This is a genomic window from Cellvibrio polysaccharolyticus (genome assembly GCF_015182315.1).
Lineage (GTDB): Bacteria > Pseudomonadota > Gammaproteobacteria > Pseudomonadales > Cellvibrionaceae > Cellvibrio > Cellvibrio polysaccharolyticus.
On sequence record NZ_PRDL01000001.1, the window covers coordinates 2,614,049 to 2,640,580 of the forward strand.

21 protein-coding genes and 1 pseudogene are annotated in these 26,532 nt (G+C 48.7%); 8 read left to right on the forward strand and 14 right to left on the reverse strand.

What is annotated here, in order from left to right:
• Positions 1-72 precede the first annotated feature (72 nt).
• The 4 genes from C4F51_RS11245 to C4F51_RS11260 all read right to left on the reverse strand — a co-directional run bounded on the left by C4F51_RS11245 (position 73) and on the right by C4F51_RS11260 (position 5,884).
• Complete coding sequence (locus C4F51_RS11245) at positions 73-2,427, reverse strand: TonB-dependent hemoglobin/transferrin/lactoferrin family receptor (protein WP_193909840.1); 2,355 nt, start codon at positions 2,425-2,427, stop codon at positions 73-75.
• A 213-nt stretch (positions 2,428-2,640) separates the two neighbouring features.
• Positions 2,641-4,068, reverse strand: a complete 1,428-nt coding sequence (locus tag C4F51_RS11250; RefSeq protein WP_193909842.1) for a DUF2271 domain-containing protein — start codon at positions 4,066-4,068, stop codon at positions 2,641-2,643.
• Positions 4,069-4,083: 15 nt separating this feature from the next.
• On the reverse strand, positions 4,084-5,040 hold the full coding sequence (locus tag C4F51_RS11255) for an EF-hand domain-containing protein (protein WP_193909844.1): 957 nt from the start codon (positions 5,038-5,040) through the stop codon (positions 4,084-4,086).
• A 37-nt stretch (positions 5,041-5,077) separates the two neighbouring features.
• Positions 5,078-5,884: a DUF4198 domain-containing protein gene (locus C4F51_RS11260; protein ID WP_193909846.1), complete on the reverse strand. Its 807-nt coding sequence runs from the start codon at positions 5,882-5,884 to the stop codon at positions 5,078-5,080.
• Positions 5,885-6,107: 223 nt separating this feature from the next.
• On the opposite strand from C4F51_RS11260, the gene C4F51_RS11265 reads away from it, so the two are divergent.
• From C4F51_RS11265 to C4F51_RS11280, 4 genes and pseudogenes are all read left to right on the forward strand, one after another.
• Positions 6,108-7,310, forward strand: coding sequence for a BaiN/RdsA family NAD(P)/FAD-dependent oxidoreductase (locus tag C4F51_RS11265; protein ID WP_193909848.1), 1,203 nt, complete (start codon positions 6,108-6,110; stop codon positions 7,308-7,310).
• Positions 7,311-7,614: 304 nt separating this feature from the next.
• Positions 7,615-8,400, forward strand: coding sequence for a molybdate ABC transporter substrate-binding protein (modA, locus tag C4F51_RS11270; RefSeq protein ID WP_202987667.1), 786 nt, complete (start codon positions 7,615-7,617; stop codon positions 8,398-8,400).
• Between the two features lie 38 nt (positions 8,401-8,438).
• Positions 8,439-9,134, forward strand: coding sequence for a molybdate ABC transporter permease subunit (modB, locus tag C4F51_RS11275; RefSeq protein ID WP_193909851.1), 696 nt, complete (start codon positions 8,439-8,441; stop codon positions 9,132-9,134).
• Positions 9,127-9,621, forward strand: a pseudogene (locus C4F51_RS11280) (ATP-binding cassette domain-containing protein); the annotation flags it as partial. The gene modB and the pseudogene C4F51_RS11280, both read left to right, overlap by 8 nt.
• Before the next feature lie 150 nt (positions 9,622-9,771).
• Here the strand turns inward: C4F51_RS11280 and C4F51_RS11285 are convergent.
• Entirely contained in the window at positions 9,772-10,167 is a 396-nt protein-coding gene (locus C4F51_RS11285) for a winged helix-turn-helix domain-containing protein (RefSeq protein WP_193909855.1), read from the reverse strand.
• Between the two features lie 269 nt (positions 10,168-10,436).
• Between C4F51_RS11285 and C4F51_RS11290 the strand changes: the two genes are divergently transcribed.
• On the forward strand, positions 10,437-10,820 hold the full coding sequence (locus C4F51_RS11290; RefSeq protein WP_193909857.1) for a DUF3859 domain-containing protein: 384 nt from the start codon (positions 10,437-10,439) through the stop codon (positions 10,818-10,820).
• 76 nt (positions 10,821-10,896) lie between these two features.
• On the opposite strand, the gene C4F51_RS11295 is transcribed toward C4F51_RS11290, so the two are convergent.
• Complete coding sequence (locus C4F51_RS11295; protein WP_193909859.1) at positions 10,897-11,778, reverse strand: hypothetical protein; 882 nt, start codon at positions 11,776-11,778, stop codon at positions 10,897-10,899.
• Positions 11,779-11,988: 210 nt separating this feature from the next.
• Between C4F51_RS11295 and C4F51_RS11300 the strand changes: the two genes are divergently transcribed.
• A complete protein-coding gene (locus C4F51_RS11300; RefSeq protein ID WP_193909861.1) occupies positions 11,989-12,486 on the forward strand; it encodes a hypothetical protein in 498 nt (165 codons plus the stop codon).
• A 78-nt stretch (positions 12,487-12,564) separates the two neighbouring features.
• Here C4F51_RS11300 and C4F51_RS11305 read toward each other — a convergent pair whose 3' ends face one another.
• From C4F51_RS11305 to C4F51_RS11315, 3 genes are all read right to left on the reverse strand, one after another.
• Complete coding sequence (locus C4F51_RS11305) at positions 12,565-13,446, reverse strand: hypothetical protein (protein WP_193909863.1); 882 nt, start codon at positions 13,444-13,446, stop codon at positions 12,565-12,567.
• A gap of 122 nt (positions 13,447-13,568) precedes the next feature.
• Positions 13,569-14,156, reverse strand: a complete 588-nt coding sequence (gene nfuA, locus C4F51_RS11310) for a Fe-S biogenesis protein NfuA (protein ID WP_193909865.1) — start codon at positions 14,154-14,156, stop codon at positions 13,569-13,571.
• Positions 14,157-14,330: 174 nt separating this feature from the next.
• Complete coding sequence (locus tag C4F51_RS11315; protein WP_328701355.1) at positions 14,331-15,704, reverse strand: alpha/beta hydrolase; 1,374 nt, start codon at positions 15,702-15,704, stop codon at positions 14,331-14,333.
• Here C4F51_RS11315 and metH point away from each other — a divergent pair.
• Positions 15,618-19,262, forward strand: a complete 3,645-nt coding sequence (gene metH / locus C4F51_RS11320) for a methionine synthase (RefSeq protein WP_328701432.1) — start codon at positions 15,618-15,620, stop codon at positions 19,260-19,262. The genes C4F51_RS11315 and metH overlap by 87 nt on opposite strands.
• Positions 19,263-19,304: 42 nt before the next feature.
• Here metH and C4F51_RS11325 read toward each other — a convergent pair whose 3' ends face one another.
• Both C4F51_RS11325 and nqrE read right to left on the reverse strand, forming a co-directional pair.
• A complete protein-coding gene (locus C4F51_RS11325) occupies positions 19,305-20,189 on the reverse strand; it encodes an alpha/beta hydrolase (protein ID WP_193909869.1) in 885 nt (294 codons plus the stop codon).
• Positions 20,190-20,208: 19 nt separating this feature from the next.
• Positions 20,209-20,823: an NADH:ubiquinone reductase (Na(+)-transporting) subunit E gene (nqrE, locus tag C4F51_RS11330; protein ID WP_193909870.1), complete on the reverse strand. Its 615-nt coding sequence runs from the start codon at positions 20,821-20,823 to the stop codon at positions 20,209-20,211.
• Positions 20,824-21,056: 233 nt separating this feature from the next.
• On the opposite strand from nqrE, the gene C4F51_RS11335 reads away from it, so the two are divergent.
• Positions 21,057-21,281, forward strand: a complete 225-nt coding sequence (locus tag C4F51_RS11335; RefSeq protein WP_193909872.1) for a hypothetical protein — start codon at positions 21,057-21,059, stop codon at positions 21,279-21,281.
• Positions 21,282-21,330: 49 nt separating this feature from the next.
• Here the strand turns inward: C4F51_RS11335 and blaOXA are convergent, their stop codons facing one another.
• From blaOXA to C4F51_RS11350, 3 genes are all read right to left on the reverse strand, one after another.
• On the reverse strand, positions 21,331-22,116 hold the full coding sequence (blaOXA, locus tag C4F51_RS11340) for a class D beta-lactamase (RefSeq protein ID WP_193909874.1): 786 nt from the start codon (positions 22,114-22,116) through the stop codon (positions 21,331-21,333).
• A 96-nt stretch (positions 22,117-22,212) separates the two neighbouring features.
• Complete coding sequence (locus tag C4F51_RS11345) at positions 22,213-22,776, reverse strand: GNAT family N-acetyltransferase (RefSeq protein WP_193909876.1); 564 nt, start codon at positions 22,774-22,776, stop codon at positions 22,213-22,215.
• Positions 22,777-22,926: 150 nt separating this feature from the next.
• Complete coding sequence (locus tag C4F51_RS11350) at positions 22,927-26,352, reverse strand: ThuA domain-containing protein (RefSeq protein WP_193909877.1); 3,426 nt, start codon at positions 26,350-26,352, stop codon at positions 22,927-22,929.
• Positions 26,353-26,532 lie beyond the last annotated feature (180 nt).

The following is a 26,532-nucleotide window of genomic DNA, read 5'->3' on the forward strand; positions in this document are numbered from 1 at the left end:
GTAAAAACGGGCCGGAAAGGATAAAACGCCGGAAACCTTTCTCCTTGAAAGGTTTCCGGCAGAAGGATTTAATTAAAAATCGTAAGCGAGGGTAATTTTGTAGTTACGACCCGCTTCGGTGTAACGGTTAATACCATCGCCACTGATACCACCACGCGCACCGCCCGCCGCAGAACCCTGGTTGGCAAAGCGGATACGCTGCCAGCGGATATATTCTTCATCAAACAGGTTGTACACACCCATATTGATTTTGAAGTTACGCGTTACGTTGAAATGACCTTGCAAATCCACCACGGTAAAGCCGTTATCGCTGGCGAAATAATCCGTCGGGATTGCCGTCATATTGAAATCATTCACCGGAATAGTGTCTTCAATACTTTTGTTGGCTGAGCGCACGAAATTGGTATTTACACCCCAGCGACCATTGGGTGCATCGTATGCAAGGCCAACTACACCCGAATTCGGCATGATACTTTGCAACGGTGTACCATCCTTCTCTTCGCCTTGTGTCCATGACCAGGCAAGGCGTGCACTCCAGTCATCGGTAATCGCCCAGCGCCCTTCCAGCTCAATACCTTCAACCGTCACTTCACCGATGTTGTCGAGCATTTCATAAGTGTCACCGAAGAAGTTGCTACACCCGGTGCCACCCGCGTTACAAGTTTGGTATTCCACATCCGCATTGCGAACAAACGACGCGTAATCAATAAAGTTGCTGTATTTATTGCGGAACGCAGAAACACCGAGGATGTGGCGCTCACCCTGCCAGCGGTAACCCACTTCAATATTACGACTTTCTTCCGACTCCAGATTCGGGTTGGAAACGGTATTCCACAAATCAACCTGCTGGCCAGTCGCTACTACCGTTGCAATGGAGGTAGACGGAGAGAAATACATATTTTCCACGGTAGGAGCACGGAAACCACCGCCCGCTTGCGCCCAGATAACATGCTCGGGCGTGAGGTTCCAGCTGGCACCCAGTTGCCAGGTTGGAGAAGAGAAAGTTACTTCGCCTACCGTGCCGGATTTATCGCTAAATTGCGCACCACCTTGCGGGGAATATTTGTAGTGGTCGTAACGCACACCGGCATTTAACAACAGGCGGTTATTAACCAGGGCAACCTGGTCACGCGCATACAAGCTGTAAACTTCTACATCGGTGTTCGGCACAAAGTCGGAACCGAGTTGCGGCCAACCAACACCAACCTCGGAGGTTGTACCCACATAGCGGGTTTTTACGTCGGTGTAATCCACGCTCTTTTTCTCGGCAGAAACGCCGTAGCTAATACTGTGATCGCCTGCTTTTTTATCAAAGTGCAACAGCGCTTTATGCAACGCCTGATCAAAATCGCGGTGCTCGGTACGGTAGCAAGGTGCAACCGCCGGGCCATTGGCACCGGCAGGACAACCGGTGGGAACGGTCATCAAAGTATGACCCAGTGAATAGGATTCCTGATAATCGTAACGCGCATCCAGTTCGTCAAAGAACGGATTATTGGCCTTCCACAAATAATTAACGCCGTAACGCTCGCGCTCTGTTTTATCGTCAGAAGTACGGGTCAAATAGGCAGAACTGACGCGGGTCAGGTTATTCAATTCGGTGTTGCCGTTGTAACGCTCGGCTACAAAACCAAGGCGATGATTTTCGTTGGCATTGAAGTAAAGTTTGAACAGTAAATTGTCATTATCGAAATCCACCGGATCGGGAATTTCACGGGCAGTACCGGCAATGTTCGGGCGCTTGCCGGAATAGAAAGATTCGGTTTCATGACCTTCACGCTGGGTGTAAACCAACAGGCTTTCAAAACTGCCAGTGCGATTGGCCAAGGTACCCGTTACCAAACCTTCTTCGTTGGCACTGCTGTAGCCCGCTTTAATACCAACATGGGTATCGTTGCCTGTGGGATTCAAATAATCAGATGGATCTTTGGTAACAAACACTACTGCACCACCCAGCGCGCCATTACCCGCGGTAATGGAGTCAGCACCTTTAATCACTTCAATGGCTTTCATGGCATCAACATCAATACCACTGCGGCCAGCGCTGAAAAATTCGTAAGGGGCATTGCTGGCCGGGTTCAAGGTTTCCCCCAGGCTCAAACCATCTACCGTAATGGCAACACGGTCACCGTCCATACCGCGAATATTGAAACCGGTTGAACCGAAACGGCCGCTGTCATCCACATCGACACCCGGTGTATAACGCACCAGATCATCCCAACTGCGCACCTGATTTTTTTCTACTTCGGTAGTAGAAATAACCTGGGTGTTTTCGGTGGTGGACTGAATAGTCTCACCGGCGATCACCACCTTATTCAGGCTGGGCGCGGGGTTAGTGCTTTGCGCTGCAGCGTGGTTGGCCAGCATAACGGCCAGCGCCAGCGGTAATAAGGGTATAGCAGGGGCGAAACGTGATGTGAATGTCATTAAACTTTCCTCTTTAAAAGACCTTGTTTAAAAGATCCGTACTTGAAAGACCTGCGCACTTATCAAGATAAATACACAAACATTAATGAGAAGCATTTCTATATTTATACAAAGCAATCCCCTGCCGTTTGTATCCGGAAATTACAGAGGGGGAGTTTTTCGGGCGAGAGCAGCCCGCAGTCAGGCGTTTATGCCCAACCGTTTACCGGGATGTCACGATCGCTTTCGGAAGTTGATCGATACACTGCCCAATTCGGCGTTGCCTTTCGCAGCAGCATTAAAAGTGCTGCCGGAAAGTGTGAAAGGAAGTGTTACCAATTCGCGCTCGCCATGTTCACGAGCGGCTTCAATGTGAAGAATGTAATTTCCTTTTTCAATTTTGTTGCCGCGATCATCGCGACCATCCCACACCAGCATATGCTGACCGGGTAACGGCGTTGCCCGTGCGAGACCATCAATCATGGTTTCATCGCGTCGGCCATAGCGACGCCACCACAAAGGAATTTCACGCAACCAGCGCAAACTTTCACCATGCACCAGCAACTGGCGTACCGAATTTTTGTCGGTATCGGTAATCCATACCGCAAGGTAAGGCCGGCGGTATTCAGCAACGGCCTGTGGCAGAGTTTGATACTCCACCAGAAATTCCATATCGCGCTCCCACAGTGCCTGGTGAGATTCATCAGGAATTAACAGCGAATACCAACCGTCAGACGCAAAAACTTTTCCCATGCTTGTCATTATCAGTGCCTCTGTTTCTGGCAAACGATTAATGAGAGCAATACCCTTGGCAATATTCATAACCGTTAACGCATTAGCCAGCGCTTCGGCGGTTATCGCATCAGGGGCAACCACAACCACTGATGGTGAGAATTCTTTTGGCCAGCCATCAACCGGATTTATCAACCGGCTGAAGCGGCGATGTTCAGATTTCCATTCCAGTTTTTTGTAAGCATTGATCGCCACAGCCCGGTTGTTCATCACCAGGCTACCTGGCGCGTCGGCAACAGCAACATGGTGTAAATCGTCACTCAACTGCAAGGCATAATCAGAGGCATTTTTTTCGCGGCTGTACTGCACCAGCCGATCATTCAAACGCAACTCAATCGCTTCGATACCCGGCCAACCGGTAACCAGATGCTTTAACGCATTGTCGAGTAGAAACCCGTTTAATACCGGCTGATAATCCCAACGCAAAACATTATTACTTTGCTGCGGCAGATCTTCTACTTTAAGGCGTGCCAGCGCCCTCGCCTGCTTGCGTATTTCGCTGCGCTCCGGCAAGGCGCTCTGTTCTTTCGCCACGCCTTGCCATAGATCGGTTAAATTACCTAACCGGCAACTGACATGATTGGCGGTTTTTTCCCGCCATGTTTCACAGGCCGTGCGCAATGCTGCGGGCATTTCATGCGATGGCTGTTCAGCCGATAAAGCGGTTTGCCATTGCTGAAGTTGTTCGTTCAACGAAACAGCGAGTGCGCCCACCTCCTTGCGGGACAAGCCCTTCACACTCACTGATAACGCCTCACCCTGCGCGGTGAGAAGATCCTCCCTGATCCATGCATCCTTGCCTTGCCCTGAAACCTGAGCTGCTACCTGTACGCTGAAAAAAACCAACACCCAAAGCAGCCAGCATTTCATGATTTTCGTCCGTTTTTATTGAGCAGATTTTTTGTTTGCAGCAGCATCTTTACCGCTGCGTGGCATTTCCTGGCGTACCGGTAACGGATCAGCGGCAGAAACCACACCGTCACCGTTGGTATCCCACCGCTTGAAGGTACGCTCGCCCGACGCCAGATATTCTTCCAGCGAAATGGCTTTGTCTTTGTTGGTATCCAGCACACCAAAACGAACATGCGCCTGTTTCAATTGTGCTTCACGAACGCGATTGGCCTGACGATCCACCCGACCTTCAAATTCATCCTGATATTCTTCAAGGCTCAGCTTGCCGTCACTATTGGCGTCAGTGGCTGCAAAGGATGCATCGCGTTGACGCTGATAATCTGCCCGGCTGACAACACCTTCACCGCTCTCGTCATACAACTCCATAAAACCGCTGATGTTGTGTGAGGTCGGCATACCCAGCACGGAACGAAAACCCTGGCGTGGTTGTTCTGTTTTGTGTTCAGCGGTTTTAATAACACCGGCATTTTCTTTATCGAAAAGCTGCCAGGCGCGATCACCGGAGGCGTTGTATTCTGCCGGAGAAATAAATCCGTCCTTGTCTTTATCCAACGCGTTGAAACGCGCCAGAGTTTGCTCGGCATGACCTTTGCGCTCACCGGCAATTTGTTGCTCCAGACGGGTTGCATATTCGTCCACGTATTCATCTTCACTCAGGCTGCCATTACCATCCTGATCGCCGCCATTGAAGCGCTCGGTACGAAAAGCTTTGAAAGCTTCCCAGGTCAATTCCTCACTGGCATCGGTGACATGCTCAGCGATAAACGCTTTGCGCTCCTGTTCGCCCACCGCACCGTGACGACCGGCCGACAAACTGGTCGGTTGTTTTTCAGTGTTCGCAGCAGCGGCGGTATTTTCCGGGCCGCTGGTCTGGCAAGCGGCCAACAAGGATGCCATCAACACTGGTAGTAAAAGACGTGTGGTTTTCATTTGCAAAATCCCCGGTTACGTTGTTTTTGTAAAAAAATTACTGCTTGCCAACTTCAAATGACAAGGTGTAGGTGTAACTGTATTGCGGTGCCTCTGCGCCTTTGGGTGCAGCGTGGCGATAACGGGTTTGCAATAAATAAGTGGCGGCCTTTGGCAGCGCCAGATCAGCAAAACCTTTGCTATCGGTTTTTACATCCAGAATCGCTTTGGCATGGCCATCTTTACCCACATACGTCGGGAAAATCTGCACGCTTTGGTCTGCCAGCGGTTTGCCATCGAATTGCACCTGTACGCGGAATTTTTCGCCCTCGTACACATCGTTAGGGTGGGAAACTGGCACCACTTCCAAACCTTTACCATAAGGCTTGAGTGCATTTTCATTCGGCGCACCGAGGGTGATATAGCTTTCTGCGAGGGTAACTGACTGGAAGTGATCCAGCAGTTTGGCGCCTTCCGGCAAGGCTTCGTTCGGATCGCGGAGAGACTTGCGCTCGCCGTTTTGCTCGTAGGTTCTGAAAATGGCGCCATGGCGAACACCGGTACTAAAACGGTAAGTGCCCTTTTCTTTCAGCTGATGCTCCACCACAGCGCGGGTTTTCAAGCGCTCTACGGTAAGCGGTGCAGACTTCACCCCGGCCGGATCAATGACGTGAAACTCGCTGTTATCAAACACCACTTCCGGGATAAAAAACGCATCGGCGAAAGAGGCATCCATCGTCACCCAGCCTTGAAACAAGGGATCAAAGGTGGCGGGAGCAATGTAAGGGGTATGTGCGCTGGCAAATGAGCTGCCAAGGGCGGCAGAGAAAAGTCCAACAGACAGGAGCTTGCGGAAGCTGGGCATAGGGGATTCTCCAAAAAAGACCCGCACGGGGCCATCCAGTGGTAACGGTGGCGTAATTTAATACAAACAATAACTATTATCAATTAATTATAATTATTATTACCTGGCGAGATTGATTATCACCTTCTGGCACAAGCCGAATACCGGGAAAAACATAGGATTTAGGGAAAGCCGGGGTTATCATGGCCACCCTTTTTAGTACCTGAAAGTGCCGCCCTGCCCCATGACTCTCCCCGCAGAAACAGATGTATTGATTATTGGTGCCGGTGCTGCCGGGTTGTTTTGTGGTGCGACTGCGGGTAAACGCGGACGCCGCGTACTGGTGGTTGATCACGCCAATAAGCCCGGCAAAAAAATTCTGATGTCTGGTGGTGGCCGCTGCAATTTCACCAACCTGTTTACCGAACCCGGCAATTACCTGTCGGAAAACCCCCACTTTTGCAAATCGGCGCTAAAGCGTTTTACCCAGTGGGATTTTCTGGAGCTGGTCAATAAACACGGTATTACCTGGCACGAGAAGAAATCCGGGCAATTGTTTTGCGACACCAAAGCCCAAGCCATTCTGGATATGTTGCTGGATGAATGCGCAGAAGCCGGCGCCAATATTCGAATGCATTGCACCATTGAAAAAATAGAAGCCCTGGGCGAAGGTTCTGCGCCCTTCCGCTATCGGGTGTCTACCAGCCAGGGGATTATTCGGGTGGAATCACTGGTTATTGCTACCGGCGGTTTATCTATTCCCACCCTGGGAGCAAGCGGTTTTGGTTACAACCTCGCGACAGAATTGGGTTTGCAGCTCTATCCGCTGTCCGCGGGGCTGGTGCCATTTACCTTGTCACCGGAACAACTACAACCCTTCAAAGATTGTGTAGGCAACTCTCTTGAAGTAACCGCACACTGCGGTGAGCAACAATTTACAGAAAGCTTGTTGTTCACACACCGCGGCTTAAGCGGCCCGGCGATGCTGCAAATTTCATCTTACTGGCGACCGGGGAAAACACTTTCCATTAATTTGTTGCCTGCAATGGATTTGCTTGCGCATTTGAAAGATTTGCAAAAGCAACGCCCCAAAGTCCATCTATTAACAGTGATCGCCGAATTAATGACCCGTAGCCTGGCGGAAACCTTGTGTAATCTCTGGTGCAGCAACAAGCCACTGGCCGATTATTCACACAAGGAATTTGAAGCCATTGCCGATCATTTTCACCGCTGGGAATTGATACCGGCAGGCACCGAGGGTTATCGCACCGCAGAAGTGACGCTGGGTGGTGTAGATACCGATGAACTATCTTCAAAAACCATGGAAAGTAAACAACATCCCGGCCTGTTTTTTATTGGCGAAGTGGTTGATGTAACCGGCCACCTGGGCGGTTTCAATTTCCAATGGGCCTGGGCATCGGCTCATGCTTGCGGCACTTACGCATAAAATACCGACGCTGTGAAATTTCCTTTATAAAAACACAGGGATATTCACGCTATTGTGTTCCAAATAAATACACAATTTTTTTAGCTGCACTTTTTTAAGGCAACCCCCACCTTTTAAAAAAGTCATTTATTGGTGCAAATCCTTAAATTGACTGACTTTTCTGCACCACAAAAAACATTTCATCGTTTTCATGTAAACCTGTCAACCTGGCCTCATCATTGCTTTATATCGTTATATCCATACAGATATAGCGATAAAATTTTATGAACAAAACATCACGCTTAAAGCGCCAATGGTTAAAAACATGTTAACCACCAAAAACAGACTACAAAAAGCGCTACTCGCCTTTTTTATTAGCGTCACTTGCCAGTTTTTTTCAATCGGCATAGCTCACGCCGATGAAATCAGGGTATCTGCCGCTGCCAGTCTCACCGACGTTATGCAGGAACTCAACGAACAATGGGAGCAAGAGCATCCGCAGCAAAAAATTAAAACCTCCTTTGCCGGATCGTCAACTTTAGCCAAACAAATAGAACACGGAGCCCCGGCGGATATATTTATTTCTGCGGATAAAGACTGGGCTGATTATCTGGAACAACGCAAGCTTCTGGATTCGACCAGCCGAATGGATTTACTACAAAATGATCTGGTCATCATTACCCCTGTAAACAATGATATCGCGATCGTTATGGATAAAAATTTTGATACCTCGGTATTTGTAAAAAACAGATTGTGCACTGGCGATACCGCCTCTGTGCCCGTCGGTAAATATGCCAAACAGGCCTTGCAATACTATGGCTGGTGGGATGCAGTTACCCGCAATCTGGTAGAAACAGAAGATGTGCGCACCGCACTGGCATTTGTGGAACGCGGTGAATGCAAATTGGGTATTGTTTATAGAACCGATGCACTGATGACCGGTAAAGTAAAAATTATTGCTACTTTCTCCAAAGAAAGCCATTCCGCTATTGTTTATCCCGGCTCACTCACCGCCAGATCCAGCCCCGAAGCCGAACAATTCTGGTTGTTTTTACAGTCACCAAAGGCAGCAGCAGTGTTTGAACGCTACGGGTTTACCCTCTTTCAATAAATATTTTTTATGTACACCGTTCAGGAGTGACTATTTCCATGCTGACCGATGCAGAATGGGAAGTACTGATACTTTCAGCACAGGTAGGTATCAGTGCAACACTGGTGTGCTTGATTCCAGGCGTTTTTTTCGGCTGGCTGTTAGCACGAAAAAACTTTATGGCGAAGCCGATTGTTGAATCTATTTTATTCATGCCCATGGTGCTACCGCCTACGGTACCGGGTTACTTGTTGCTGGTTACCTTTGGCAGCCAGGGGGTTGCCGGGCAGTGGTTGAAAAACAATTTCGGTATTGAGCTTGCTTTCAACTGGAAAGGCGCCGTTCTGGCTGCCGCCACTATTGCTTTCCCATTGATGGTGCAAGCGGCAAAACTGTCGGTACAAATGATCGATAAACGTTTTGAACTGGCAGCCAGCACACTTGGCTCCAGCCCCGTTAAAGTCTGGTTTACCGTTACCCTGCCGCTGATGCTACCCGGCATTCTGATTGGCTCCATTATGGTGTTCAGCCGCTCATTGGGAGAGTTCGGGGCAACCATTACTTTTGTGGGCAATATTGCCGGTGAGACAAGAACCCTGCCGCTGGCTATTTACTCTGCGACCAACCAGATTAATGGTGAAGCGATTGCCACACGGTTAATCCTGATCTGCGTAACGATTGCTTTCCTGTCATTGTTACTCAGTAATTTGCTAACACGCCGGGTAGAACGTTGGCTGGGAGTGCAAAATGCTTGATGTGAATATCACCTGCCCCAGACACGCTTTTGTACTGAAAATAAAACAGACCTTTAATGAACCTGTTACAGCCATTTTGGGAGCATCGGGCAGTGGCAAAAGTACGTTACTGGCGCTTATCGCCGGTTTGCTCAAACCGGAACAAGGCACCATTACGCTGAATCAAAAAACATTATGTGATACCCGATCCAGCGTGTGGGTTCCCCCACACAAGCGCCATATTGGTTTGGTGTTTCAGGACGGGCAACTCCTGCCCCATTTGTCTGTTCACAATAATTTGCTCTACGGCTACAACAATATAAACCCGCAGCAACGGCGTTTTTCATTGGAGGCTGTCGCCGACTTGCTGGAAATTTCGCCCTTGTTAAACAGAAAACCCGGGGCGCTTTCCGGCGGTGAAAAACAAAGGGTAGCTTTGGGCAGAGCAGTGCTTTATTCACCGGAGCTGTTATTACTGGATGAACCTTTATCAGCGTTGGATGAACGCTTGAAACAGCAAATATTGCCCTTCTTCTTGCGCATTGCCGGCGAGTGCCAAATCCCGATGATGTATGTTACGCATTCTTTATCTGAAGCAAAGTATCTCACCAACAGCCAATATTGGATGAGCAAAGGCGAACTGGTAGAGCAACCTTAATCAGGCAGTTGCCGGCAAAGGGCTTGATCGTAACCAGGGTTGAAACACAGGAAAGTGTTCCCGGGTCACAAGGTCAATAGCAGCTTGTAATTCCCGGTAGTGCTTGAGCACCTCAACACCCAAGGCAGAAAGCTGGCTACCACCCCCTTTAGCCCCGCCAGTCGCCGTTTCCACCAAGGGCTGCTGAAAGCAGCGATTCATACTATCCACCAGCATCCAGGTACGTCGGTAACTCATACCCAATTGTTTACCCGCAGCAGAAATAGAGCCGGTAGCATGAATAGCATCCAGTAAATCGGCCTTGCCGGGCCCAAAAGCAATTTCCTCATCCAGCATCAGCCGTGCCTGCACTTTAAGATGTGAACCAGCAAGGTGCTTATGTGGTTTGTTACTCATACTTCGCCCCTCTAACCCACCCGCAATAAGGTTACCAATACCATGCATTTTCCGGTCATTATAATAAGCTTCAGGAGAATCCCTCGGGAAGCCCACCCATAAAAGAGGAAGCTGATCCTGCTATAATGCACGATTTATACCGCTCGGGACTTTTTAATCAGAACTTTCACTCAGGATTTTCGCTCGAAATTTTCAGCCACCTGGAACAACTGTTTTCATCCCTCACAGCGAAAAACACTCCACACCTAATAAATATTTATTGATAAATTATGGCAAAAAAGAAAGTTGAAGTACGCTTGATGACCCGGGGCATTTACACCCAGTGGGACAACAAATCCAAAGAATTGCCCGAGTTAATAAAAATGACCCGGGATATCCCCTGCGAACTGGACATTGAATTCGGTTATGTAGTCAATATCAAAAAAGCGAAAAATAAAAAACTGCATTACTGCATCTACCACCCGAACATTCCCGATGAAGACGGCAAACCCATGCCGCCTTTCGCAGGTGAAGAATACGTAAAGCAAAATGACTGGAATTTTTTCATCGGCGACACCATCTGGAAACCGGTAGAAAACAAAATCGGCAACTGGCGAATCACCTTGATGATTGAAGACGAACTGATTGCGGACGAGACATTTAATCTTTACTGAAGAAGCTGATATTGAGATGCAAAAAAGCCCGGAAAGCATACACTCTCCGGGCTTCTTCACTTTCAATTACCCATCATCACTCAGGGGAGCAAAACGCAACGCCTTCGCCAGTCCAACCCTGGTGGATCATGGATTGATACGCCTCAGCATCCGTCGTGAAACGATGATTCATCGTAGATGAGGGCATGCGGTCTATATAAAGACGCAAAACAGCAACGGTACCGGATGGGCACACGCCACCTACCGCTGGAATTGCCTTGAATGCATCTCCCTGAAATTGCCAGCCAAGAGTTTGTAAAAAATCACACTCTTCTTCATCTATCGTATAGTAATGTGATTCAACATGTGCCGAGTAAAGTCGACACACCGGCAACGCAGTAGAAGGTGCAGCACCTTCTACTGCCCATGCTTTGAAGCCAGCACTTATTTCATACCAATGATTAATACCCCAGGAAATATCTGGCTGACTGATCAAGTGATCGCGCTCTGATGAATCTTGCGTGATAAAGTAACTTCTATAGGTTGTATTAAATAATTCATAGACATCGATAGTGGCCGGAGAATCTTCCACTACAAGCTCCACTTCATCTTCAAGAGATAGCGCATTGAAACTGTATGGCAAACCTATTGTCTTCAGGGTGTAGACTCCACCAGGAAGCCCATTAAATGTTACCAATGGAATAACAGGAGGCGTTTCGGGTTCAGGATAGTACCCGAAAGATCCCACGCTATTTCGTTCATGGGTATAAACTATTTCTATCTCATTACCCACTATTTTTTTTGAAAAAATATAGATAGAAGGATGATTCGTGGTGTTTTTGACAAAAACAGTGAAGGGTTCAAATGCAGATATTGGTTGAGTAATTGGCTGAATAACGGCATTTTCTTGTTGATCATAAGCCATCAATGATGAGCTGGCTAACAGTGTACCCATTAGTAAATATTTATTTAACATCATGTATCTCCATGTAATAGAAAAGCATCCAAAAAAGAATGGTATTTTATTCTTAAATATCAGTCAAAGTTGAAAAAACTCAAATATAGAATTCCTACACCCAATGTACATTGATTAGGGAGTTACAGGAATTTAACCTTACGCATTGGCTTTCATCCTCCCTGGCATGCTAGCTGCATTGGCAGATATAGTAACAAAACAAGGAGGTTTTACATGAAAATTGACTTTCCAAACTACCGAATTGAAGCCTACAACCCCCCAAATCCGACAACACCTGCCGCCCAGCGGCAAGATAATGCCGCCTCAACGACCCCACAAGATAAAGTAACGCTAACTCCCCAGCTGCGAACCGGAATAGATAATGTAAGAAGTTTGGGAATGCTGGTGCTGGGTGGAGAAAAGACGATAGATGAGTGGGAAAAACGCGGATTGACAATCACTGACGAAACACTGCAAGCCGCTTATGAAGTTTTTAACGATGCGTTTCGAGATAGCGTGAAAAATAAAACCAATGGCTTTGGTTTTAATCGCCATCAAATAGTCGCCAACTCCCAACCAGTGCCCGAGTGGTTTCTGGTTGAGCAGGAAGCCGAACTGGCAGCGATGGAAAATAAAGATGTTCGCGACGCATTTATGGCTGGCAAGTTGTATTACTCAACGTCCAATAACAGCCCCGCTACGGACACCTACCGCAGAATTTATAATGCATAAAATTTTTCTGGCAGCCCAATAAAAAACCGGAGACAAATAGCCTCCGGTTTTTTATTGAATTAGCAACTCACTTTTCTATTATTCAGGAGAGCAGAACGCAACGCCTTCTGCCTGAAAGGCAGCCATTGCACTAACCTGGTAGATATTTTGATCGGTGGTAAAACGGTGATTGACCGTGTTGATCCATTGGCCTTCCCATTGGCGGTGACCCGTTGCGGGGTTAAACATACGCCAAACCGGCTCAGTGCCTTCGGCGCAAACTCCGTTTATTGGAGGGATTGCTTTAAAAGCAATTCCTTCATAGGTCCATCCATGCTGCTCGTCCTTCAGGAATTCGCACTCTTCCTCATCAAGCGTGTAGAAATGCGAATTTACTTTCTCGGAGTAGAAGCGACAAACCGGTAACGCAGTTTCAGGCGCATCTCCTTCCGAGGGCCATGCGTTAAAACCTTTATCAATTACATTCCAGCCGTACTGAGTAATAAAATCCCGCTCTTCAGTATCCGCAGTGATAAAGAAGTGTTCGATTTCAGTATGGAACATGCCATATACCGGAATAGGTTCCGGGCCAGCCTCAATGGAAAGTAAGACTTGGTCTTCTTCAGCCACTTCGCTTGAACCCGTCTCCAGACGTACGACTTTCAAGGTGTATTCGCCCTCTGGAAGACCGGGGATTACGAACCCTCCTATGTAAGGCGGTAATGTCCCAAACGTGAATCGGTTAGGCAAAGTATATGCAAGAGTGACGGTGAGAACGTTATTTTCTATTGTCTGGGAAAATAAGTTAATTTCACTATTATTAGGAATATCTATATGTACATTAAATTGTTCATATTCAGATGTTTTGTATTCAACTCTTTGAATTAGAGGACGTTCAGTTCCCGGATGAGGCAAACTATCAGCGCTGGCAGCAGAAGCCAAACCCAACGAAAGAAGAGTCATTAAAAAGCGGTTAATCATTACACTACTCCCTGTCATTAAATGAAAAAAACATTTTATCGGCAAAGATAAAATGTTTTCAGATTTTTCCTGTTTTGTACAGCCGACTGCATCACCCCTCGGGCAATACAGCCGTTATTTACTTACATATACGCATTACTACGGTCTGTATGGTCAGTTACGTCGCGGATGCCTTTGAGTTCGGGCAGTTTGTCCATCAATTGAACTTCGATGCCCTGCTTCAGAGTAATCGCTACAGAACCGCAACCCTGACAACCGCCGCCGAATTGCAATACGGCGATCATATCATCGGTCACTTCTACCAGGCTCACGTTGCCGCCGTGGGAGGCCAGGCTGGGGTTTACGTCGTTGTACAGCACGTAGTTGATGCGATCTTCCAGCGGGCTGTCGTCGTTGACGCGTGGCATTTTCGAGTTGGGGGCACGGATAGTAAGCTGGCCGCCCATTCTGTCGGTGGCATAATCGACTTTGGCATCTTCCAGAAACGGCAAGCTGCGGCCTTCAAACCAGGCGGTGAATCCATTCAGTTCTACAGCAACGTCTTCTTCCTTTTCTTCACCCGGGCGGCAGTAGGCGATACAGGTTTCAGCCTGGGCGGTACCCGGGCTGGCAACGAACATGCGGATACCGATGCCATCGTTGTCTTTTTGACGGTCCAGCAGGTCTTTCAAATAGGCCTGAGCGGATTCAGTAATTTCTACATTAACCATGGGAGTTTGCAAACCTCTATACCCGATTAAATTACTCGGGTATTTTACTGCAAACCCCGCCCCGGCGACAGCGGGATTTCACTATAAATGCGATAGCCAAATCCTTTGTCGTTGATTGTTCTATAAAAACCACTGCATCCGACAGCCATTCTCTTTTGCAAAAACAAATCAATTTTATTGGGCAGCAGGGTAAAAAATGCCGTTCAAAAATGTCAGTATGTCATCCAATGCCACTGGAGCATCCCGATCAAAGCAGACTTGCAAAAACTCATTGCAACCATTGTCGAGAAACGCGTGGTTACGGCCAGGATACAGGGTGTAAGTCACCTCCTGCCCCGCTTTTTCCAGTAAATCGACATACTTTTTAATCGATTCCGGCGTTGTTACCTTGTCATTTTCAGCCACATGATGGAACTGTGGCGGCAGCTTGTATTGCTTCGCATCAGGAATGTTATAAATGGGCGACACGGCCTTGTACCAGGCTTCGGCATTATCGGTATTTTTATCCGGACCAAAAATCCCGCGCGGCCTGGCTTCCGACATCATCCAAAAAACATTGGATTCCGTTTCAAAGCCGTTTTTTGCGGCCTGATACAGGTCAAAAGCGCCATAACTGATAACGGCCGCCTGAACCTTCAAACCATCCCGACTGGCGACGCTTTCAGCACTTTCCCCTTTGGGCAGGTAAACCGGATTAAAACCCGGCTTTTCCGCGTCAAAGCCCTTGCTGTTCAAATTTCGACCAGCGACCAGAATCATGGACGTCAGGTGCCCTCCCGCGCTGTCGCCCGTTACAGCCACCCGCTCGGGGTCACCTTTATATGTAGCGATATGCTCTTTTACCCAGAGCAAACCACCGAAAACATCTTCTACGATCTGATTGGCGGTGACACTATTGTTGTTATCGCCCAACAGGCGGTAATTCATATTGGCGACCACATAGTCGCCATGGCTGGCGATGTACTTTGACATCTCATTCATGATCGAATTGTTGTTAATCAGCCAGCCGCCACCGTGATAAATCACCAGCACCGGGTAAGATGACTTGCCGGTATCCGGCACGTAGATATCCAGCGTCAGCGGGTGGCCGTCGGGATCCGCCCATTGGATGTTGGTATGGGCTGAAAAATTGTGCGCCTGAGCGTTCACTGCCAGCAGCAACATCGCCAGCGCCGAGGTGCAAACCTGCCAAAAATGCCGATATTTCATCCTTATTCTCCGATTTTTATCAAGATGGTCGCAGCATAGCGCCTCCCGACCCTGCCAGCTACGGCGCACACCGCCCCTTAACAAATCCTGGCAAACGCCTGTCGCCACCCGGAAACGGCCACGTGAGGCGGCTTTTCTGCTAGAATCGCCGCAATTTTTTTGTACATTGCCGACAGGTTTTTCATGAGTATTCCCAGCACCAGCCAGGCCCGCATCGACGCACTCCATAAAGCCATTAAAGAACGTATCCTCATCCTTGATGGCGGTATGGGCACCATGATTCAGAGCTACAAGCTCAAAGAGGCCGATTATCGCGGCGAGCGCTTTGCCAATTACCACATGGACATTGCCGGCAATAACGATTTGCTGTGTATTACCAAGCCTGAGGTTATTCGGGAAATTCAGCATGCTTACCTCGAAGCCGGTGCCGATATTCTGGAAACCAACACCTTCAACTCCACGCGCATTTCCATGGCTGACTACGACATGGAAGACCTCAGCCACGAATTGAACTTCGCCGCCGCCAAACTGGCCCGCGAGTTATGTGATGAGGTGACGGCGAAAAACCCGGCTCGCCCGCGCTTTGTTGCCGGTGTACTTGGCCCGACCAGCCGCACCTGCTCCATTTCTCCCGACGTTAATGACCCCAGCGCTCGTAATGTGACCTTTGATCAGTTGGTCGAAAACTACGTGGAATCGGTCGATGGCCTGGTAAAAGGCGGCGCTGATCTGATTATGATCGAAACCGTGTTCGATACCCTCAACGCCAAAGCGGCGGTATTTGCGGTACAACAATATTTTGATGAAATCGGCTACAGCTTGCCGATTATGATCTCCGGCACCATTACCGATGCCTCTGGCCGCACCCTGTCCGGCCAGACCACCGAAGCGTTTTACAACTCGCTGGCACACGCCCGCCCTATTTCCATGGGCCTTAACTGTGCGCTTGGTGCCAAAGAATTGCGCCCTTATGTACAGGAACTGTCTCGCGTTGCCGCCACCTATGTGTCCGCGCACCCCAATGCCGGTTTGCCCAACGAATTTGGTGAATACGATCAGACGCCGGAAGAAATGGTCGCGGTGGTTGAAGAATTCGCGGCCAGCGGCTTTCTGAATATTATTGGTGGTTGTTGCGGCACCACGCCTGCACACATCAAAGCCATTGCTGAAGCCGTAGCCAAGCATTCTCCGCGTGTGATTCCCGACATCGAACCGGCGTGCCGTTTGTCTGGCCTTGAGCCGTTCAACATCACTAAAGATTCGTTGTTTGTAAACGTTGGCGAGCGCTGTAACGTTACCGGCTCTGCTCGCTTCAAACGCCTGATCGTAGAAGAAGATTATTCCACCGCGCTGGAAGTGGCGCTGGAACAGGTTGAAAACGGTGCGCAAGTTATCGACATCAACATGGACGAAGGCATGCTGGATGCGCACAAAGCCATGGTGCGCTTCCTCAATTTGATTGCCGGTGAACCGGATATCGCCCGCGTTCCCATTATGGTTGACTCCTCCAAATGGGATGTTATTGAAGCCGGTTTGAAATGCATTCAGGGCAAGCCCATTGTTAACTCCATCAGCCTGAAAGAAGGCGAAGAAGAGTTTTTGCAAAAAGCCAAACTCTGTATGCGCTACGGCGCAGCAGTGGTGGTGATGGCATTTGATGAAACCGGCCAGGCCGATACGCAAGCGCGCAAGATGGAAATTTGTGAGCGTTCTTACCGCACGCTGGTCGACAAACTGGACTTCCCGCCACAGGATATTATTTTCGATCCGAATATTTTTGCAGTCGCTACCGGTATTGAAGAGCACAACAACTACGCGGTCGATTTTATTGAAGCCACTCGCTGGATTCGCGCCAACCTGCCCCACGCCGGTGTCAGCGGCGGCGTCTCCAATGTTTCCTTTTCTTTCCGCGGTAACAACCCGGTTCGTGAAGCCATTCACTCGGTGTTTTTGTATTACGCCATTAAAGCCGGCATGAACATGGGTATCGTCAACGCCGGTCAGCTGGCCCTGTACGATGACTTGCCACAAGAACTGAAAGACCGCGTTGAAGATGTCATTCTCAACCGCACACCTGGCGGCACCGAAGCCTTGCTGGATATTGCCGAAAAATATCGCGGCGATGGCAGCACCGGCGAGAAAAAAGAAGATCTCGAATGGCGCAGCTTGCCCATTGCCAAGCGTATTGAATACGCCCTGGTAAAAGGTATTTCAACGCACATTGAAGCCGATACCGAAGAAGCCCGCCAGTTCTATCCACGCCCGCTGGATGTCATCGAAGGCCCGTTGATGGACGGCATGAACGTGGTCGGCGATTTATTCGGTGAAGGTAAAATGTTTTTGCCGCAGGTGGTGAAATCTGCCCGGGTAATGAAACAGTCGGTCGCCTACTTGCAGCCGTTTATTGAAGAAGAAAAAACCGAGGCATCCAAACCTAACGGCAAAATTTTGATGGCCACCGTGAAAGGTGACGTACACGATATTGGCAAAAATATTGTGGGCGTAGTACTGCAATGTAATAACTTCGAGGTTCTCGACCTTGGCGTGATGGTGCCTTGCGATAAAATTCTTGAAACTGCCGTGAGAGAAAACTGCGATATTATTGGCCTTTCCGGCCTCATTACCCCGTCGCTGGATGAAATGGTATTTGTTGCGCGGGAAATGGAACGTTTGGGCATTAACAAACCGCTGATGATTGGTGGCGCCACCACCTCCAAAGCGCACACAGCGGTAAAAATTGACCCGGCGTTTAAACTTAATCAGGTGGTCTACGTTGCCGACGCGTCACGCGCCGTTGGCGTGGCCAGCACCTTGCTGTCAGACGAACTGCGCCCGCAGTTTATTGAAAACCTGCAAGCGGAGTACGTTGTGGTGCGTGAGCGCACCGCCAACCGTAAACCCCGTGGCACAGTACGCAGCTACCCTGATTCCATCAAAAACAAATTCAAGCTGGATTGGGACAACTACACACCGCCCACACCGATTTTTACCGGCATCCGCTTGTTCGAAGATTACCCGCTGGAAACGTTGATTGAATACATTGACTGGACGCCTTTCTTTATCAGCTGGGATCTGGCCGGTAAATTCCCGCGCATCCTTGATGATGAAATCGTCGGTGAAGCCGCGCGCAACCTCTATGACGACGCACAAAAAATGTTGCGCAAGCTGGTGGATGAAAAACTGATTAAAGCCTCCGGTGTGATTGGTTTCTGGCCAGCCAATACCGTTAACGATGATGACATTGCCGTGTATAACGATGCCGGTGAACAAATCAGTACCCTGCACCATATTCGCCAGCAACAATTAAAAGCAGGCAATGAATCCTCACCGCATTTTTCATTGGCTGACTTTGTAGCACCGAAAGATTCCGGCAAGCAGGATTACATTGGCGGCTTTGTAGTAACGGCGGGTATTGGCGCCGAAGAATTGGCCAAGGCGTATCAGGACGCCGGCGATGACTATAACTCGATTATGGTTAAAGCTCTTGCTGACCGCTTTGCAGAAGCCTTTGCTGAACATATGCATGTGCGTGTGAGAAAGGAGTTCTGGGGCTACGCCGCCGATGAACAACTGGACAACGAAGATTTGATCCGCGAACAATACAAAGGCATCCGCCCGGCGCCCGGCTACCCGGCCTGCCCGGATCATACTGAAAAAACCCAGCTGTTCCAGCTGACCGATGCACAGCAGCAAACCGGTATATTTTTGACCGAACACTTTGCCATGTTCCCCACCGCGGCGGTATCCGGCTGGTATTTCTCCCACCCGGAATCCAAATATTTCCCGGTAGGAAAAATCGAAAAAGATCAGGTAGAAAGCCTGGCGCAGCGTAAAGGAAAAAAGCTACAGGAAATGGAGCGTTGGTTAAGTCCGATATTGGGCTACGAACCGCAATAACTGAATGCCCGGCCAGCAAAACACTGGCCGGGCATTTGCTATCTAGGGCGCAGGATTTGCCACGCCTCTCTTATCGCCTGTGTCATTATTAAACAACCACCATAACCCCTGCGCTGAAGTTACCGGAAAGGCTGTTGCGTGATTCGCGTGCTCAATAACCCGCATTTCAAATTTGCTGTTTTTCAGATCTCTGGCTTTTAAGCGGTCAAACATTTCCCTAGCCTGCCCCACCATATCGTTTTTTGGACTATCCCTTCCTGGGATTTCATCCGCCCCCACCGCAATAAATATATTTACCGCAAGATCGGCAGGTAGCTTTGTTTTTGCTTCCGCAGCAAGAATATGCTTTTCTCCCCACCAGACCGATGGACTTCCTATGACGTAGTTTTTAAACAAATAGGGATTGTTAAGCAGGATATAAAAACCAAACAAACCGCCCAGAGAATTACCCACATAGGTTCTGTTAGTTATCTCGGTACTAAAGCGGGTATCAATATAAGGAATGACTTCATTGCGAATAAATTCCAGATGTTTGTCGGCCTCAGCGGCGGGATCATTCGCCCAGAGGGCATCTACTGTAGGCGTGTAATCACGACGGCGGCTGGCCGCCGGCGAATAGCCGGTTTGCCAGGAAATGCCCACAAACATGACATCCCTCATGCGTTCATTATTCACCGGATAGCGCGCCGCCCCGGTAACAATGGGAAAGGTATAAGGGGAGTCTGTCATATAAACCACGGGGTACTTTTTATCTTCCTGATACTTCGCAGGCAACTGAATATGGATTTCATAAACCCTGTCGTTTTTTCGATCGGGAATACTAATAACTTCACTTCGTGGCAGCTCAAAGGGAATTTTTTGATCTGCCAACAGATTACCGGCAAAAAGCCACAACAGAATGCCCGTATATATTTTTATTAAACGCATCATTTCTCCCTTGAAATTATTACAGCGTAATACCGCCAAACGACATAAATGCCAGTGCAATAAGACCCGCGCTGATAAAGGTAATACCCAAACCTCTCAAGCCATCCGGGATATCAGAGTATTTCAGCTTTTCACGAATGCCGGCCATGGCCAGCAGTGCCAGCGACCAGCCAACCCCGGCTCCAGCACCAAATACCGTGCTTTCTACCAGATTGTATTCGCGCTCTACCATAAACAAAACGCCGCCCATTATTGCACAGTTAACCGCGATCAACGGCAGGAAGATACCCAGCGTGCTGTAAAGCACCGGTGCGTATTTATCCAACACCATTTCCAGTATTTGCACCATGGATGCAATTACACCGATAAAAACGACCAACTGCAAAAACCGTAAATCAATATGTTCGTAGTCGGGCCCCAGCCATTTCAGAGCGCCCTCATCCAGCAACCGGGTGTAAATCAGATTGTTCAACGGCACGGTAATGGTTAACACCAGGATAACAGCAACCGACAAACCGGCAGCCACATCGATTCTTTTGGAGATAGCGAGAAAGGTACACATGCCTAAAAAATAGGAGAGCGCCATGTTTTCTATAAAAATTGAGCGTACGAAGAGGCTAAGCAGATTTTCCATGAAAGAAACCACCGAATAGTTATGCAGATTGTTTTCAATTTTTTTGAATTGTTAAAGCAGGATCAACAGCTCAAAAAGCAGCAATCGCATAACCACAAGCATCTTGAAGAGGAAAATGGCTTTGATAATAAAGAAAAGAAGATCACGATAAAACGGAGACACAGCTTGCAGCGGAATAAAGCAAAAACTTTCCGGATGCCATAAAAAACAATGGAAACGGGAATGTCGCGGCAATGACACCGAAGAAGAAAAGGAGAAACGAGAACGACAAGGTTGCTGACCGTGATACCGGGCAGCAGAGAATGGATATTCAAAAAGCAGGTGCACGCGAAAAATACGCGTGCACAAAAAAAGCATCAAGTGCTGATTCATGGACAGGCAAGCTCCGCGTGGCGGCCCGACCTACGCATAAACCTGCCTCACTGCAAACCGCAGCTGGCACCCTGCGCGAATTATAGGAACGGAGCTATTGAAAATGCAACCGTATTTTAAAATAATCCTCAGCGGCTACAGCACGCCCAGAACTTTTAAACTCGCCTTACCCAGTGGAATGCGTTTTGGCCCATCGGCCTCGCCAAGCACATCGATGTTTAACGCAAAGCTGTAGACTTTGCCATCCTTCACTACCCAACCTACCCACCAGCCGATATCCGGTTCAGGCGCATCTGCCCAGCCGGTTTTTCCGTAGAGCGAGCCGGTTTCAGTTTTTTCAAGCAATACAATTCCCTGCGTAGTTTCCTGAATTCGTACAGGAAACGGCAATGTTTTTTGTGCAAGTTTTGCAAGAAAAGCGGTTTGCTCAACCGCACTGATTTCAAGAGGACCAACCAGCCAGAAATTGTCAACGGTAGTACCAATATCGTTATTCCCGTAATTCAACGCACGAAGGTTACTGCTCATTTTTTCAAGGGTGATTCGACGAGCCAATTCCTTGTAAACTGGCACATTGGATATTTTTATCGCATCGCGAAGAGACATATCTTTTTCCCAGGAGGGAAATGGCTGGGGAGCCCCGCCATAAGGCAAAATTTCATCGACATTATCGACCGCGCCCACCGCAAGCCCGATCAGGGTATTGGGGATCTTGAAGGTTGATGCCGGGAAAAATCGGGTTTCCGCCCGCGATTTATTAAAACCGGTCAATTTGTCTTCAGCCACATCATAAAGGACAAATGTTCCGGTAACCTCTGCCTCGGAAAACAGTGCTTCAATTTTTTTATTATCAACCCAATCAGCAGCCGACACACCAACAGAGATCAGCATTGAAAAAGCCAGTAGAATACTTTTTTTCATTGTTACGTCCTTAGCAAAACCCTTTTAGAGAGGTTTTGTTGATTATGTTTACAGGGAGACCATTTAACCCAAAGCCGGGTTATTTAAACAGGGAGCTTAATTGTTGATTTTGGCTGGAGAATTTTTAGCCAACAGACCATAAAGCGCAGAATCTGAAATAACCCCATTGATTTGCCAGCGCTCACGCAGCAGGCCTTCTTGCACAAAGCCCAGCCTTTCCAGCGCTTTGCCAGAAGCGCGATTCTGCGGATCAATTTCGGCTTCAATACGGCGAAGATGCATAGTGTTAAAACCATAATCAATCAGCGCAGCACCGGCTTCCTGAATGTAACCTTTGCCCCATGTAGAACGGGCAATACCAAAACCGATTTCAGCACGACGGGATTCGCGATCGTAATGAAACAACATGCATTTGCCGACCAGGGCATCCTCGTCGCGGGCGAAGATACCCAGCGTGACCCACTCACCGGATAACATGCCTGCCTGATGCTCCCTGATAAATTGTTCTGCATCCACAATAGAAACCCAGGGCGGCGTATTCCAGTAGCGCATCACCTCGGGATCGGAAAAAATGGAGAAGAGCGCTTCGCTATCTGATGGGATTAACGTCCGCAAGGTGAGTCGCGGGGTATGAATTTGAGCCTGTGTAAAATCCTGCAAATTTACCTCGTTACCTGTATCTGGCAGTAGTTTTCAAAAATGCCGCGTGGCGTGGCATTGAACTGACACCTGAGGATGCGGTTAGTTTGCAGCTATTCTATAAATTTTTATGGAGGAAGGGCCATCCATGGACCGCGGGATTATAGGGAATCACTTCTCGAAGCTGATATCCTGCAACGCCAGTTCACCGGACGCTCCGGCTTCCATTTTAACTTGCAGGTAAAGCTCAACAAAGCCTGCTGTTGGTGTGACTTCTATTTTAGTACGCTGATAGGCGCGGAGTTCATCCGGCGTTAAAACACCTGACGCGAGAACTTCCCCTGCTGCATTATCCCGGCGTAATTCAAACTGCCAACTCACCTCCTTTTTAAAGAAGTAAGCGCCCAGCTGAACCGCATGGATTTCCGTCAGATCAAAGCTGCCCAGCGCAAAACCTGACCAGTCTGCCACTGTCGGCATATGCACGGTGTTGATCTGGCGGAAGGTATTGCGTTTTACATCACGAGTGGCAGTGTTTGCATCGAAAATACTATCAAGGCTGAAACGATGAGGCACCAGCGCAAACGATTGCTCCACCCTGATTGAAGCAGCACCGTTAACCGGCTTGTCGGTGTAGCTCGCACTCAACAGATAGGCCTCGCCGGAGGTGGTAACCGGCGTATTGTCAGTCAGCCATGCGTTGTTTGCCTGGTGTTCATCCAGCAATAACTGCCCGGACAAAGGTAAGGACGCGACTTCAATGTCGTCATTGAGCGAGAGCACATAGGTTGCCAATATTTTAAGATCAGCCTCACCCAGCCCGGCGAACGCCGGCATATTCATTTCACCCCAAACACCACTGCCACCATTACCAATTTTATTCACCAGATAAGCCATTGCTTTGGGATCATTCTGATATTTTTTAGCAACATCACGCAGCGCTGGTCCCACCACAGTTTCTTCCATTTTGTGACAACTCATACAACTGTTGGCGTCCAGCAAGCTTTTCGCCTGATCGGCAACGCTGGCCAGCTGATGCCCTTGCGCTTGCGGTTCCCGGGCGGCGCTGTAGGTAAATTGAACACCGGGATTGTTGTTATCTATCTCGCTGATTACACCGTCTTCCTGATCATTAATAACCAGTTGATAAGCAAAATTTTCCGTATCGCCCCAGAAAAAAGATTTGTTCTGCGCAGACGCCAATTCAATGGTCGCCGGTTCATTACCGATTTCCAATGTCTGGCTGGCGGTCGAGGTTGCACCGTGCACATCGGTTACCCGCAAATTCATTATAAAATTACCGGCATTGGTGAAGGGCAAAGTAATCTCTTCCGCATCACCCAGCGCTTTGGTCGCACACGAATTGTCTGCACAGGCAAGCGTCCAGTGGTAGCTGATATTGTCACCGTCCAGATCCACAGATTCCGCAGCGGATGCCTGAATGCTTGCGGGCAAGCCGGCCTGATTTTTATTCAGCGTAATCGCCGCCAGCGGTGGACGATTCCCGGCGCCGACATATTCAATGCACGCAAGGCGAGCATCGGGGTTGCCGGTAAACCACGACATGCCGTACTCCAGTACATAGAGGGTTCCATCCGGAGCAAAGCGCGAGGCAATTGGCAATGAGTAATTGATTTGTGGCGCAAAGGGTTCAATTTTTATAATGCGGCCCTGATTGTCAAAGCTGACAACCTTCACCCAGGCGCGCATAAACTCGGCAATGAACAATTTGTTATCGTAATAACCCGGGTAGCGATTGACCGATTCCGGGTATTCATCTGCGCGGTACACGTCTGCTACCAACGCCGTGCGACCGCCCGCCCCCAGCTCCGGGAACACGTCGGACACTGCATAAGGGTAAGCAATAAAAGCAGGCTGCGCCGGTGGTAATTGTTTTGCCCCGGTATTGCGCGGCGAAATATTCATCGGCGCATTAACATTCACCGTTTCGCCGCCTTTCTGATTGATGTAATCGTACATTTTGTATGGCCGGTTCTGACCAATCACCAGCGGCCAGCCAAAATTACCGGCAGCGGTTACCCGGTTAATTTCATCATAGCCGCGTACACCTTTTTCATCAGAATCCACGTTGGCATCCGGGCCGACATCACCATAAAAAAGTGTGTTGGTTTTTTTGTCGAAGGTAATGCTGTAGGGGTTACGCGCGCCCATCACATAAATTTCCGGGCGGCCTTCGGCAGCATCAACAAACAGATTGCCGGCAGGAATGTCGTAGCTGCCGTCAGCGTTGGGCTTGATACGCAGAACCTTGCCGCGCAAGTCCTGAGTATTGCCCGGTGCACGCAAGCCATCGTTCTTTTTCATGTCAGGGCGGAAATCCAGCGGTGCATAACCATCCTGATCGTGAGGATTGGTGTTATCGCCGGTAGAAAAAAACAATTCGCCGTTATTGCCGAAGCGCAAATCACCGCCGGTGTGGCAGCAGTTGTGATCTATACCGTAACGCAGAATTTCCTGCTCACTGCTTTCATCTACCTGATTATTCTTCCACTGAAAGCGGGACAGCTTCTGGTAATAGTTTTCGGCCTCATCTTTTACATTGAACGCCGCATAAATCCAGTTAGTGTTGGCAAAGTCCGGGTCAACAGCCACACCCACCAGGCCCCACTCTTCGATTTTTTTATACTCAACCGCAAGGGTTCCGGCCGGATGAGACTGGCCGGTTTTGTAGTCAACCCGCACAAACTCGCCGGGGCGCAATGCGATGAGCGCATCGCCATTCGGGAAGAAGTCAAATTTGACTGGCTCATTCAAACCTTCTACGAGGGTCTTTTTAATAAAGCGGTTATTTTCGGGGCGTGATTTGCTGTAATCCAGTTGCGGCTTTTGTTGGCCTCGGTGATTTAAACCCACCGCGTAGTTGATGCCACCGAGCAGATGTTTCAGGAAATTTTCATTGGCAAAGGTTTCTGCCGAATGGCCGAGGCCGGTATAAAAAGAGCGGCCGCCATCAAATTCGTGATACCAGGAAACGGGATGATTTTCACCCTCTGCACCAACACCGTTCACACTGGCAACAATATTGATAAATTGATAAATCTCGCGATAGCGGTAGCCTTCGTCCGCCAACTCAAATTGATCGGGCAACGTTTCTGTAAAAATGTGATCTTTGTTGTTTATGTGTACGTGCGTTGTTGGCTCGGCAGCTTCGCTGCCATGACGCTGAGCAACAGCACCTACCAGCTTGCGGTACCAGAACCAGTCACCTTCCCATTCGGTTTCAGCCGCTGAGTGGATGCCCACAAATCCGCCACCGGCCTGAATGTAACGTTCCATCGCCAGCTCTTGCTGTTCATTCAATATGTTATTGCTGGTGTTTAAAAATACCACCGCATTAAATTGGCTTAGCGCCGCATCGGTAAAGAGTGAGGAGTCTTCACTGGCTTCAATTTTAAAACCGTTGTCTTGAGCTAAAGTTTTTAGCGCCTCGATACCCGCCGGAATTGATTCATGACGCTCTCCATCGGTTTTGCTGAATACCAGAATATTGGCGCCACTCAAACTTTTGCCATCTGCCAGAACTTCGCCTCCGGCTTTTTCAGTGGTTTGATCACTGCACGCTTGCAGGAGCAACAAAATAACCAAACCTGATGTTACCAGGAAAAGTTTTTTTACACAGGAAGAGAATCTGATCATAGAAAGGCCTTTATAGAGAATGCTTTTTATGTGGCTATTAAGGGCGAAACAGGTGCGCTGAAATGCAGGATGACACGCAATAAAAAATGCCGCTGATTGTATCAACGGCACTCAGATTTT